This window comes from Streptomyces sp. NPDC006476 (genome assembly GCF_040612015.1).
Lineage (GTDB): Bacteria > Actinomycetota > Actinomycetes > Streptomycetales > Streptomycetaceae > Streptomyces > Streptomyces griseorubiginosus_B.
The window spans coordinates 1-12,046 of record NZ_JBEXPK010000046.1 but is presented as its reverse complement, the minus strand read 5'-3'; the positions used below and the strand labels follow the sequence as shown (position 1 = coordinate 12,046).

Sequence of the window (12,046 nt, the reverse complement as noted above, 5' to 3'; positions counted from 1 at the left end):
ATGACCGCGTCCACCTCCACCGCGACAACTTCCACCGCGTCCACCTCAACCGCGTCCCCCGTGATCACCGGCCTCGGCATCGTCGCGCCGACCGGCATCGGCGTCGAGGCGCACTGGGCCTCGGTGCTGGCCGGCAAGTCGGGCATCGGCCGCATCGAACGCTTCGACCCGACGAACTACCCGGTGCGATACGCCGGTCAGGTCCCCGGTTTCGACACCGAGGCGGGCGTGCCCAGCCGGCTGATCTCCCAGACCGACCACTGGACCCACCTCGCCTTCGCCGCCGGGGAGGCGGCGCTCGCGGACTCCGGCGCCGACATCGAGGCGATCCCCGAGTACGAGAAGGCGGTGGTCACCTCCTCGTCCTCCGGCGGCACGGAGTTCGGGCAGAAGGAGATGACCGCGCTCTACCAGCACGACCCCACCTGGGTCGGCGCCTACCAGTCGATCGCCTGGTTCTACGCGGCCACCACTGGCCAGCTCTCCATCCGGCACAAGATGCGCGGCCCCTGCGGGGTGCTCGCCTGCGAGCAGGCCGGCGGTCTGGACGCCCTCGGACAGGCGCGCCGGCTCACCCGCAAGGGCGCCCGGCTCGTCGTCACCGGCGGCACCGACGCCTCCCTGTGCCCCTACGGGCTCAGTGCCCAGCTGACCACCGGCAAGCTCTCCCGGGTCCCCGACCCGGAGCGCGCCTATCTGCCCTTCGACGCCGAGGCGTCCGGGTATCTGCCCGGGGAGGGCGGGGCGATCCTCGTCATGGAGAGCGCCGAGGCCGCCGCCGAGCGCGGCACCGGCTACGGCCGGATCCTCGGCTACGCGGCCGGCTTCGACCCGGCGCCGGAGTCGGGACGGCCGCGCGTGCTGCGCCGTACCGCCGAGGCCGCCCTGCGCGACGCGGGCCTCGCCCCCGCCGACATCGACGTGGTCTTCGCCGACGCCGCCGGACTCGCCGCCGACGACCGCGACGAGGCCGAGGCCATCGCCGGCGTCTTCGGCCCGCGGGGGGTCCCGGTCACCGCGCCCAAGACGCTGACGGGACGGCTCTACGGCGGCGGCGCCCCGCTGGACGTGGCCACCGCCCTGCTGAGCCTGCGCCACGGCGTCGTCCCGCACACCGCCGGCGTCGGCGAACCGGCCCCCGGCCTGGAGATCGACCTGGTCACCGACCGGCCGCGGGAACTCCCGCTGCGCCACGCGCTGGTGCTGGCCCGCGGCCACGGCGGCTTCACCTCGGCCCTCGTCCTGGGCCGCTGACACCGGCCCTCGTCCTGGGCCGCTGACACCGGCCCTCGACCTGGGCCGCCGACACGGAAGGAACGTACGCATCATGGCCGGACACACCGACAACCACATCGTCATCGACGCACCGCTGGAACTGGTGTGGGAGATGACCAACGACGTGCCCAACTGGCCGGATCTGTTCAGCGAGTACGCCTCCGCCGAGATCCTGGAGCGCGACGGCGACACGGTCGTCTTCCGCCTCACCATGCACCCCGACGAGGACGGCCAGGTCTGGAGCTGGGTGTCGAAGCGCACCAGCTTCCGCGAGACCCGCACCGTGCGCGCCGAGCGCGTGGAGACCGGGCCGTTCGAGTTCATGACCATCTTCTGGGAGTACACCGAGGAGCCCGGCGGCGGGGTGCGGATGCGCTGGGTGCAGGACTTCCACATGAAGCCCGCCGCGCCGGTGGACGACGAGCAGATGACCGCCCATCTCAACCGCAACACCCTGGTGCAGATGGACCTCATCAAGCAGAAGGTCGAAGCCGCGGCGCACGCCGTGGCCCGGTGAGGGAGCGGCCTCTCGTGCTCACCGTCCTCGCCCCGCTGCTCCTGCTGCTCAACGGCCTCGCGGCCGGAGTGATGCTCGGCACCCAGCTCGGCGGCTTCCCCTACATGGCCTCGCTGCCGGTCGACCGCTACGTGTACGCCCACGCCTTCCTCGGACAGCGCTACGACCCCACCATGCCCATCTGCCTGCTCGGCACGGTCGTCCTGGACGTGGTCCTCGCCGCGGGCGCGCCCGACCCTGCCGCGCAGGCGCTGTTCGCCGTGGCCGCGCTGCTCACAGCGACCACCCCGGTCATCGCGATCGTCAAGAACGCGCCGGTCAACCGCTGGATGCGCACGCTCGACCCGGACAACCTGCCCGCCGACTTCCAGGACCCGCGCCCCGAGTGGGGCGCCTGGAACAGCCGGCGCAGCTGGATCACCATCGCCGCCCTCGCCGTCAACTGCACGGCGCTCGGCTTTCTGCTCTGACTCTCCATGTGAAAGGGAACACCCCATGGACCTCGAACTGCGAGGCAAGAAGGCCCTGGTCACCGGCGGCACCCGCGGTGTCGGCCGGGGCGTCGTGCTGGCCCTCGCCCGGGCCGGCGTCGACGTCATCACCTGCTACCAGCACCCCAGCGAGTTCGTCAGCAGCCTGGAGGAGGAGCTGAAGGAGACCGGCGGCAACCACCATGTGCTGCGCGCCGACCTCTCGCGGCCGGAGGAGATCGCCGGCCTGCTCACCCGGGTCCGCGAACTGCACGGTGACCGCCTCGACCTGCTCGTCAACAACGCGGGCGCCATCAGCCACATCCCGTACGCCGACCTGTCCCTGGAGGAGTGGCAGCGGATCATCGCCACCAACCTCACCGGCGCCCACCTGGTCATCCAGTACGCGCTGCCGCTGCTCGGCGAGGGCTCCTCGGTGATCTCCATCGGCTCCCGCGCCGTCGACGCCGGCATACCGCTGCGCTCGCACTACACCGCGACCAAGGCCGCCCTCGTCGGTCTGAACCGCTCGCTGGCCAAGGAGTTCGGCGGCAAGGGCATCCGCTTCAACGTCGTCGCCCTCGGCGTCATCGAGACCGAGAACTTCCACGCCATGCCCCAGGACCAGAAGAACCTGATGACCGAGCGGTACGGCGCCAAGACCGCCCTCGGCCGGCTCGGCAAGCCCGACGAGGTGGCCGGCGCCGTCCTGTGGCTGGCCAGCGACCTGTCCCGGTACGTCACCGGCAACACCATCGGCGTCGACGGGGGGATCTCCTGATGGCCTTCCGAGTGATGCTGCGCCTGGAGATCGAGCCCGGCAAGGACGCGGAGTTCGAGCAGGCGTGGCTGGCCGGCACCGACGCGGTCACCGGCCACCCCGCCAACCTCGGCCAGTCGCTGGCCCGCGAGCCGGACGGCACGTACGTCATCATCAGCGACTGGGTCGACGAGCCGCGCTTCCGCGAGTTCGAGGACAGCCCCGGCCACCTCGAACACCGCGCCACCCTGCACCCGTTCCGCAAGGGCGGCTCCTTCCACGTCATGGAGGTCCAGCACGCCATCCGGGGCAGGGCGGCCGCCGATGCCCGGTGAGGTGCGGGTGCTGGTGTACCAGGCGGCCGTCGACGCCGACCAGCTGGACGCGGTCCGCACCGCCTACCACCAGGTGAGCAGGCGGCTTTCGAAGGTGCCCGGGATGCTCGGCAACGAACTGCTGCGCAGCCCGCTGGACCCCACCGCGCTGGCCGTGATGAGCCGCTGGGAGTCGCTGGACGCCTTCCGCGCCTGGGAGGCGGGCGCCGAGCACCGCGAGGACACCGCACCGCTGCGGCCCTACCGCGACACCCGCACCGCCGCCCCGTTCGCCGTCTACGAGGTCGACGCCGCCTACTGAGCGCCCGCCCGCGCACGGCACGCACGGCACCGCACCGCGCACCACACCGAGAAGAGAAGAGAACCCACCATGACCACCAAACCCCAGCTGGCCTTCATCGGCCTGGGCAACATGGGCGGGGGCATGGCCCGGCGGCTGCTGGACACCGGGCACGCGCTCACCGTCTACAACCGGACCGCGAGCAAGGCCGCCCCGCTCGTCGAGGCCGGCGCCAGGCTCGCCGACGCCCCCGAGCGCGCGGCGGCCGGACACGACGTGGTCCTGCTCAGCCTCAGCGACGAGAAGGCCGTCGAGGAGGTCCTGTTCGGCCGGGTCGTGCCGGTCCTCAGGCCCGGCGCCGTCGTCGTCGACACCTCCACCGTCTCGCCCGGCTACGCCCGGCAGGCCGCCGACCGGCTCGCCGCGGCCGGCCTGCGCCGCGTGGAGGCCTGCGTCGTCGGCAACCCGCTGCAGGCCCGCAAGGGCGAACTGCGCGTGTACGTCGCCGGGGACCCGGCCGACCTGTACCAGGCCCGGCCCGTGCTGGAGGCCATCGGCAGCGAGGTCGTGCATGTCGGCGCGCCCGGCACCGCCGCCAGCCTGAAACTCATCCTCAACCTGCTGCTCGGCGCCCAGGTCGCCTCCCTCTCCGAGGCCGTGGCCTACGGCACCGCCGCCGGCCTGGACCGCGAACAGCTGATCAGCGTGGTCTCGGCGAGCGGGTTCAGCTCGATGGTGATGCGGTTTCGCGCTGATCTGATGCTCAAGCAGGCCTACGAACCCGCCTTCTTCCGCTCCCAGTTGATGGAGAAGGACATCCGGCTCGCCCTGGAGGCCGCCGCCCAGCACGGCACCGCGATGCCGGTCCTTGCCGAGGTGCGCGAGCGGTTCGCCGCGGTGGTGGCGGCGGGCGACGGCGACAAGGACGCCTCCGTGCTCGTGGAGCACAGGCCGCAGCAGCAGCCGTAGCAGCAGTCGAAGGGATGTGACGCAGTGAGCGGTACAGGCCGGAGCGCGCTCCGGAACACGGATGTCCTGGTGGCCGGCTCCGGGCCGGCCGGGCTGGCGACGGCTCTGTTCCTCGCCCGACAAGGAGTGGACTGCTACCTGCTGGGCGGCCGGCGGGAGCGGCTCCGGCCGCCGCGCATCCTCGGCGTCCACCCCCGGGCCATGGAACTGCTGCGCTCCCTCGGGGTGGAGCGGGAGGTACGGGACCTGCCGTCGGCGCGGGCCCTGAAGGACAACTCCGGCATCATCGCCGTGGAGTCGCTGGCCGGACACGAACTGGGCGCCCTGGACGCCAAGTACGTCGTCGACGTCAACACCGACCTGGGCAGCCTGTCGCCCACCAGCTGGTGCCTGTGCGAGGAGGGCGAGCTCGAACAGGCCCTGCGGGAGCGGGCCGAACGCCTGGGCGTACGGATGCGGCCCGACGCCGAACTGGTCTCCTTCGAACGGGACGGCTGGGGCGACGACGGGATCTCGGCGGTGGTCCGCGACCGGGACACCGGTGACGAACACCGGATCAGGGCCTGCTGTCTGGTCGACGCGGGCGGCACCGGCGGCACCGTGCGCGAGCAGCTGGACATCGGCTTCGACGGCCGCACCCTCGGCCACTTCGTCACCGTCCGCTTCACCGCCGACCTCACCGGCGAGCTGCGGGGCCGCCGGTTCATCATGGCCCATGTCGACAACCCCGACGTACGCGGCTCGTTGATGCCGCTGGACAACCGCGCCGACTGGCTGCTGCACCTGCGCCACGACCCGGAGCAGGAGCCCGCCGCCCGGTTCACCGAGGAGCGCTGCGCCGACCTGGTGCGGGCGGCCACCGGCCTGGCGGACCTCGAACCGCGCATCGAGAGCGTCAGCACCTGGACCGGGGAGGCGAGGGTCGCCGACCGGTTCCGCGAGGGCCAGGTGTTCCTCGTCGGGGACGCGGCCCATGTGATGCCGCCCAGCGGCGGCTTCGACGCCGGCACCGGCATCATCGACGCCCACAACCTCGCCTGGAAGCTCGTCGCCGTACTGGACGGCTGGGCCCACCCCGACCTCCTCGACTCCTACGACGAGGAGCGGCGCCCGGTGTGCGCGGCCACCGTCGAACAGGCGGTGCTGCGGGCCGAGGACCGCGCCCGGCTGCTGGCCGCCTACCCCGACCCGGCCGACCCCGAGCTGGTCCAGGACCCGCTGGTGTGGCTCGCCGCCCGCTACCGCTCGATGGCGGTGATGCCCTGGGACGAGGGCATCCTGCCCGGCTACGGGCCCTGGGCCGCCGAGAACGACGGCCGGCCCGGCAGCCGCGCCCCGCATCTGCGGCTGCGCCACGGCGGGTCCGAGATCTCCGTGCACGACCTGTTCGGCCGCTCGATGGTGCTGCTCACCGGCCCCGACAACCGCCCCTGGAAGGAGGCCGCCCGCTCGGTATCGGCCGAACTGGGCACCCCCGTCCAGGTCTACGGCGTCGGCACCGACCTGGAGGACCTCGACGACCGCTGGCCCGAGCTGTACGGCGTCACCGCGCAGGGCGCCGTCCTGGTCCGGCCCGACGGAGTGGTCGCCTGGCGCTGCACCGAGGCGCCGATCTTCACCCGCACCGTGCTGCGCGCCATGACCAAGCGGCTGCTCCGGCTGGACGGGCCGCCCGCCGAGAAGGAGACCCGGTGACCGACACCCCCGAGCCGCTGCGGGTGATCCTCCGCATGGAGGTCCACCCCGAGATGACCGCCGACTTCGAACGGACCTGGCTGTCCATCGGGCGGAGCATCGCCCAGGAACCCGCCAACCGCGGCCAGACCCTCGTCAGGTCCACCGAGGAGGAGGCGGTGTACTACGTCATCACCGACTGGGCCGACGAGCCCGCCTTCCGCGCCTTCGAGGTCAGCCACCGCCACACCCTGCACCGGCAGCGGCTCAAGCCCTACCGGCGCAGCGGCGACATGGCCGTCACCGAGGTCGTGCACCGGCTCGAGCCGGCGTCGAGCAGCGCTCAGCCGGTCTGACCGAGGGTGGGGTCACCGAGACCCGACCCGAGGACCTCTCCATGACGCCAGCACTCCGCCTCCCGCGCCGACGGTTCGTCCTCGGCGCGGGAGGCGTCGCCGTGGCCGCGGGCGCCGGCTGGGGCGCCACGTTCCTGACCGCGTACCAGAGCCGCAAACGCAGCAACGTGGGACAGCTGTCCTTCCGCAACCGCCTCCGCGTCCCCGGCCTCCTCGACCCGAGGCCGTCCGCCGACGGCAGCCGGCACTACGAGCTCACCCTCGCCGCCGGCACCAGCCACCTCCTGCCCGGGAAGCGCACCCCCACCTGGGGCGCCAACGGCCCCTACCTCGCGCCCACGGTGCGGGCCCGGCGCGGCGACCGCGTCGCCGTCACCGTGCGCAACCGCCTCCCCGAGGCCACCACCCTGCACTGGCACGGCGTGCTGCTGCCCGCCGCGATGGACGGCGGCCCGCACCAGATGATCGACCCCGGCGCCGACTGGCACCCCTCCTGGACGGTCCACCAGCCCGCCGCCACCCTCTGGTACCACCCGCACCCGCACGGCTCGACCGGCACCCACGTCTACCGCGGCGTCGCCGGCCTGATCATCCTCGACGACGAGCACTCCCGGCGCGCCCAACTCCCCGCCGAATACGGCGTGGACGACGTCCCCCTGGTCATCCAGGACAAGAACTTCCACGCCGACGGCACCCTCGACCTCACCGAGACCAAACTCGCCGAGTCCGTCGCCGGTGTCGACAACCTGGGCGTCCTCGGCGACACCATCCTCGTCAACGGCACCTACGACCCGTACTTCACCATCACCACCCGCCGGGTGCGGCTGCGGCTGCTCAACGGCTCCAACGCCCGCGTGTACTGGCTCGGCCTCACCGACGGACGCACCTTTCACCAGGTCGCCACCGACGCCGGACTCCTCGCCCGGCCCCGCGCCCTGGACCGGCTGCTGCTCGCCCCCGGCGAACGCGCCGAGATCGTCCTGGAGTTCAAGCCCGGCGAGGAGACCGTGCTGCGCAGCTTCGAGCCCGCGCTCGACCTCGGCTTCCCCACCGAACGCTTCATGGGCGGCGACGACACCTTCGACATCATCGCCCTGCGCGCCGCCCGCCGGCTGCGCCCCTCACCCCCGCTGCCCACCCGCCTCGACGGCGCGGCGGCCCCCGTCGAGGCACCGGCCGGCGCCCGGCGCAGGCACTTCGAGTTCACCGGCCTGCAGATCAACCACAGGACGATGGAGATGACCCGCGTCGACGAGGTCGTGCCGGCCGGCGCCACCGAGATCTGGGAGATCGAACGCGGCGACGAGTGGGTGCACGTCTTCCACGTCCACGGCGCCGTCTTCCACCTCCTCGACATCAACGGCAAACAGCCGCCGGCCTACACCCGCGGCCCCAAGGACACCGTCTACCTGCACGAGTTCGGCACCCACCGGCTCGCCGTACGGTTCGACACCCTCACCGACCCGATGACGCCGTACATGTACCACTGCCACGTCCTGCGCCACGAGGACCAGGGAATGATGGGCCAGTTCACCGTCGTACGGCCCGGCACCGAGGCGAGCGCGCCGCGCACCCTGTACGGCAACGGGCACGGGGACGCCATGCACCACCACTGACCACCGCTGAGCCCCGTCGGGTTGAGGGACCCGGAGGGAGCGGGGTGCGGAAAGACGAGGGCTCCGGGACGACACCGTCCCGGAGCCCTCGTCCGTCACCCGCCGCTCACAGCACCAGCCGGATCCCGTACCGGCGCAGCCACGTGTTCAGCTGCAGCGGCAGCTCCACGTTGGCGCGCCGGGCCCAGCGGTTCAGCCCCTCCGGGTCCTTCAGCGTCGCCCGCACCGCGGCCACGTCCAGCAACGGCAGCACCGGAGCCTGCGGATCGTCCAGCAGGGCGTGCATCTCCGCACGCAGCGCCTGCTCGTAGCCCGGGTCGAGGGTGACCGGGTACGGCGTCTTGCGCCGCTCGATCACACTCTGCGGCAGCACATGCCGTACGGCGGCCCGCAGCAGGCTCTTCTCCCGGCCGTCGAAGTTCTGCAGCTCCCAGGGCAGGTTGTAGGCGTACTGCACCAGCCGGTGGTCGCAGTACGGCATCCGCACCTCCAGGCCCACCGCCTTGAACAGCCGCTCGGTGTGCCCGTTCTGGTTCTCCATGAAGTTGGTCAGATGCACCCAGCACAGCTCCCGCATGTGCCGCTCCTGCTCCGACATGCCCGGCAGATGCGGGGCCTCGCCGACCGACTCGCGGTAGCGCTGGGCCGCGTAGTCCAGCGGGGCCAGGTCCTTCAGCAGCGACTCGTCGAACAGACCACAGCCCAGGCCCTTGGCGTCGTCGCGCACCACCCCGCGCGCCACCCACGGGAAGGTGTCCATCCGCGACTCCACCGGGTCCCGGTTCCAGGCCACCCCGTGGAAGAGCGAGTCGGCGGCCTCACCGGTGAGCACCACCTTCGTGTCGTGCTCGCCCACCGCGCGGGCCAGCAGATACAGCGAGGTGTTCATGTCGCCCAGCGGCGTCGGGTAGTCCTTGGCGCGCAGCACCTGCCAGCGCGCCACCTCGTCGCTGAGCTCCGCCGGGTCCAGGACCACCCCGGTGTGGTCGGTGTCCAGGTGCCGCACCACGTCGGCCGCGTACGGGGCGTCCGGGGACTGCCGGGTGTCGGTGGCCCTGAAGTTCTCCGAGTGCCGGGCGAAGTCCACGGTGAACGTCCGGATCCGCCGCCCGGTCCGCGCCAGCTCCTGGCCGGCGAGCCCCACCACGCCACTGGAGTCCAGACCGCCCGACAGCAGCGAACCCACCGGCGCCTCGGTGCGCAGGTTGCGCTCGATGCTCTCCTCCAGCAGCCCGCGGATGGTGTCCACGGTGGTGTCGAGGTCGTCGGTGTGCTCGGCCGCGTCCACCCCCCAGTACCGCGTGCGCCGCGGGCCGCCCGCGCTCACCACCAGGTGGTGCCCGGCGCGCAGCCGGTGCATCCCGCGGAACGGCGCCACGTGCGGCGTACCGGAGTAGGTGAAGATCTCCTGCAGCCCCTCCGCGTCCACCTCCGGCTGCACCTGCGGATGCGCCAGGATCGCCTTCGCCTCCGAGCCGAACACCAGCCCGGTCGCGGTCGGGTAGTACAGCAGTGGTTCCACACCGAGCCGGTCGCGCACCAGGAACAGCTCCTCGCGGCGCGCGTCCCACACCACACCGGCGAAGGTGCCCTCCAGCCGCTGCGCGGCCCCGGCCCCCCACTCCAGATAGGCGTGCAGCAGCGTCTCGGTGTCGCCGCCGTACCGGAAGCGGTGGCCGCGCCGGGACAACGTGCCGCGCAGCTCCGCGTGGTTGAGGATCGAGCCGCTGTGCGCGGCCACCGCCACGACCCGTCCGTCGTGCTCCAGGGCGACCGGCTGCCGCCCGCCGCCCGCCAGGTCGAACACCGCGAGATGCCGGTGGCCCAGGGCGGCGCGCGGACTGGTCCACACGCCCTCGCCGTCGGGGCCGCGCAGGGCCATCGTCGCCGCCATGGCCAGGACGGTGCCGCGTTCCCGGGTCAGATCCCGGGACCAGTCCACCCAGCCGGTGATTCCAGACATGCTCTCTCCCTCGTCGTGTCGCGGAGTGCGGCGGGGCCGGTCACCGCGCCAGCAGCGCCTTGAGTACGTCGTCGAGTACGGCCCCGGGCTCGTCCCGCGCAGCGGGGGAGCGCCAGGCCACCACCCCGTCGGGGCGCACCAGCACCGCGCCGTCCGCGCCCGCGCCGTACGCCTCGGCCCAGCCGCCCGACGGGTCGCGCAGTCCGTCACCGATCCGCAGCACGTCGAGCGTGACGCCCGCGCGGTCCGCCGCGGCCCGGGCGGCGTCCGCCCAGGACCCGGCCTCCGGCCCGGCGAGCAGCACCGGCGCCCGGGTGAACAGGTCCAGCGTGGAGACTTCCCGACCGTCCTGGAGCAGCACGACGTGCGGGGCGCGCGTGCCGGGCAGCCCCCGCGGGGCGCCGTTCCACACACCGTCCGGCACGCTGTCACCGGGCGTCGGCAGCACCGCGCCGGACCGGTACTGCCAGCCGAACCAGATCTCGGTGTCGGCGTGGATCGCCGGGTTCGCGGGCGCGGGCTCCTTCGCCGCGAGCCGCGGACGGTCCTGGGACCGCAGCACCGCCTGCTCGACGGTGGCCGCGCACACCGGCCGACGCTCGGCGTCGTAGCTGTCGAGCAGCCCGGCGCCGGCCTCGCCGCGCAGCACCGCCGCCAGTTTCCACGCCAGGTTGTGCGCGTCCTGCACACCGGTGTTGGAGCCGAACGCCCCACTGGGCGGCATCACATGGGCGGCGTCGCCCACCAGGAACACCCGGCCCGCACCGAAGGCGGTCGCGGTCCGCCCGGCGGCCTCCCAGGGGATCGCGCCGAGGACCTTCACCTCCAGCTCCGGCACTCCGGCCGCGGCCCGCACCAGCTCCCGGCACCGCTCGTCGGTGAAGGAGGCGACGTCCTCGGTGGCCGGGTCGAACACCACGTGCAGCAGCCAGCGCCGCGCGTTGTCCAGCGGCATCAGCGCACCGCGCACCACGTCGTTGAACGTGTAGCACATGATGAACCGGCGCTCGCCCAGCTCCTCGGCGAGGTCCGCCTCGAAGTGGATGTTGAGGAAGTGCCCTGTGGTGCCCGGCCCCTCCACCCCGATACAGAGCGCCTCCCGTACCGGACTCGCCGGCCCGTCCGCGCCGACCAGATAGTCGGCGGTCACGGTCCGCACCTCACCGCTCTCCCGGTCCCGCAGCCGGGCCGTGACTCCGTCCGTGCCCTGCTCGAAGGACTTCAGCTCGGTGAAGTACGAGAACCGGGCGCCGAGTTCCTCCGCGCGCCGCCGGACCACCGGTTCGAACTCGTCCTGGTGGCACAGGCACCAGCCGCTCGGCGACAGGGCGCTGAGATCGGTGCGTACGTCCATGAAGTACTGCTCGTGCAGAGCGCCCAGCTGGTGCCCGGCCAGCGACTGGGCCGCGAGCACCCCGGTGTTGCGGGCGAGGGCACGGGCCGACTCGGTGGCCCGCACCTCTTCCTCCAGCCCGACCGAGCGCATCAGCTCCATCGCCCGCGGGTTGATGCCCCGCGCACGTGGGTGCGGCGAGATGCCCCGGTGACGCTCCACCACCAGACAGGGCACCTCGTGCCAGGACAGGAACAGGGCGGTGCACAGGCCGGCCAGTCCCGCGCCAGCCACCAGCACCGGAACGTGCTGCTGCTTGTCGGACACGTGCTTCCTCCTCCGAACGGACCTGCGGCTCAGGGTGGGCGCCTCGGGTCGGGGCACGATGGAGGAAGGCTGGACCCGGTACGGGCCGGTCAGTAGCGGTAGTGGTCGGGCTTGTAGGGGCCGTCGACGTCGACGCCGATGTAGGCGGCCTGCTCCGGGCGCAGCTGGGTC

At 72.8% G+C, this 12,046-nt stretch carries 13 protein-coding genes and 1 pseudogene; 11 read left to right on the top strand and 3 right to left on the bottom strand.

What is annotated here, in order from left to right:
- The 11 genes and pseudogenes from ABZZ74_RS36985 to ABZZ74_RS36935 all read left to right on the top strand — a co-directional run bounded on the left by ABZZ74_RS36985 (position 1) and on the right by ABZZ74_RS36935 (position 8,252).
- Positions 1 to 1,254, top strand: coding sequence for a ketosynthase chain-length factor (locus ABZZ74_RS36985; RefSeq protein WP_356772594.1), 1,254 nt, complete (start codon positions 1 to 3; stop codon positions 1,252 to 1,254).
- Positions 1,255 to 1,327: 73 nt separating this feature from the next.
- Entirely contained in the window at positions 1,328 to 1,792 is a 465-nt protein-coding gene (locus tag ABZZ74_RS36980) for an SRPBCC family protein (RefSeq protein WP_208781012.1), read from the top strand.
- A gap of 14 nt (positions 1,793 to 1,806) precedes the next feature.
- Positions 1,807 to 2,262 carry an anthrone oxygenase family protein gene (locus ABZZ74_RS36975; RefSeq protein ID WP_356772592.1) on the top strand — a complete coding sequence of 152 codons (456 nt, stop codon included), beginning with the start codon at positions 1,807 to 1,809 and terminating at the stop codon, positions 2,260 to 2,262.
- 25 nt (positions 2,263 to 2,287) lie between these two features.
- Positions 2,288 to 3,043, top strand: coding sequence for an SDR family NAD(P)-dependent oxidoreductase (locus ABZZ74_RS36970; protein WP_133048847.1), 756 nt, complete (start codon positions 2,288 to 2,290; stop codon positions 3,041 to 3,043).
- On the top strand, positions 3,043 to 3,357 hold the full coding sequence (locus tag ABZZ74_RS36965; RefSeq protein ID WP_133048846.1) for an antibiotic biosynthesis monooxygenase family protein: 315 nt from the start codon (positions 3,043 to 3,045) through the stop codon (positions 3,355 to 3,357). The genes ABZZ74_RS36970 and ABZZ74_RS36965 overlap by 1 nt, the downstream gene beginning before the upstream one ends.
- Positions 3,347 to 3,658: an antibiotic biosynthesis monooxygenase family protein gene (locus ABZZ74_RS36960; protein WP_356772589.1), complete on the top strand. Its 312-nt coding sequence runs from the start codon at positions 3,347 to 3,349 to the stop codon at positions 3,656 to 3,658. The genes ABZZ74_RS36965 and ABZZ74_RS36960 overlap by 11 nt, the downstream gene beginning before the upstream one ends.
- Before the next feature lie 54 nt (positions 3,659 to 3,712).
- Positions 3,713 to 4,204 (top strand): annotated as a pseudogene (locus ABZZ74_RS36955) (NAD(P)-binding domain-containing protein); the annotation flags it as partial.
- Positions 4,178 to 4,606 carry an NAD-binding protein gene (locus ABZZ74_RS36950; RefSeq protein ID WP_356772675.1) on the top strand — a complete coding sequence of 143 codons (429 nt, stop codon included), beginning with the start codon at positions 4,178 to 4,180 and terminating at the stop codon, positions 4,604 to 4,606. The pseudogene ABZZ74_RS36955 and the gene ABZZ74_RS36950, both read left to right, overlap by 27 nt.
- A 24-nt stretch (positions 4,607 to 4,630) precedes the next feature.
- Complete coding sequence (locus ABZZ74_RS36945; protein ID WP_356772587.1) at positions 4,631 to 6,301, top strand: FAD-dependent monooxygenase; 1,671 nt, start codon at positions 4,631 to 4,633, stop codon at positions 6,299 to 6,301.
- Positions 6,298 to 6,636: an antibiotic biosynthesis monooxygenase family protein gene (locus ABZZ74_RS36940; RefSeq protein WP_356772585.1), complete on the top strand. Its 339-nt coding sequence runs from the start codon at positions 6,298 to 6,300 to the stop codon at positions 6,634 to 6,636. Before ABZZ74_RS36945 ends, ABZZ74_RS36940 begins: the two co-directional genes overlap by 4 nt.
- Before the next feature lie 41 nt (positions 6,637 to 6,677).
- Positions 6,678 to 8,252, top strand: coding sequence for a multicopper oxidase domain-containing protein (locus ABZZ74_RS36935; RefSeq protein WP_356772583.1), 1,575 nt, complete (start codon positions 6,678 to 6,680; stop codon positions 8,250 to 8,252).
- Positions 8,253 to 8,358: 106 nt separating this feature from the next.
- Here ABZZ74_RS36935 and asnB read toward each other — a convergent pair whose 3' ends face one another.
- From asnB to ABZZ74_RS36920, 3 genes are all read right to left on the bottom strand, one after another.
- Complete coding sequence (gene asnB, locus ABZZ74_RS36930) at positions 8,359 to 10,215, bottom strand: asparagine synthase (glutamine-hydrolyzing) (RefSeq protein ID WP_356772581.1); 1,857 nt, start codon at positions 10,213 to 10,215, stop codon at positions 8,359 to 8,361.
- Between the two features lie 40 nt (positions 10,216 to 10,255).
- Entirely contained in the window at positions 10,256 to 11,875 is a 1,620-nt protein-coding gene (locus tag ABZZ74_RS36925) for an FAD-dependent monooxygenase (protein ID WP_356772579.1), read from the bottom strand.
- 89 nt (positions 11,876 to 11,964) lie between these two features.
- Positions 11,965 to 12,046: adenosylhomocysteinase (locus ABZZ74_RS36920; protein WP_356772673.1), on the bottom strand; the 82-nt coding region annotated here is incomplete at its 5' end.

Coding starts and splice junctions, on each gene's coding strand:
- ABZZ74_RS36985 (WP_356772594.1), top strand. CDS start 1: ATGACCGCGTCCACCTCCACCGCGACAACTTCCACCGCGTCCACCTCA.
- ABZZ74_RS36980 (WP_208781012.1), top strand. CDS start 1,328: ATGGCCGGACACACCGACAACCACATCGTCATCGACGCACCGCTGGAA.
- ABZZ74_RS36970 (WP_133048847.1), top strand. CDS start 2,288: ATGGACCTCGAACTGCGAGGCAAGAAGGCCCTGGTCACCGGCGGCACC.
- ABZZ74_RS36965 (WP_133048846.1), top strand. CDS start 3,043: ATGGCCTTCCGAGTGATGCTGCGCCTGGAGATCGAGCCCGGCAAGGAC.
- ABZZ74_RS36960 (WP_356772589.1), top strand. CDS start 3,347: ATGCCCGGTGAGGTGCGGGTGCTGGTGTACCAGGCGGCCGTCGACGCC.
- ABZZ74_RS36935 (WP_356772583.1), top strand. CDS start 6,678: ATGACGCCAGCACTCCGCCTCCCGCGCCGACGGTTCGTCCTCGGCGCG.
- asnB (WP_356772581.1), bottom strand. CDS start 10,215: ATGTCTGGAATCACCGGCTGGGTGGACTGGTCCCGGGATCTGACCCGG.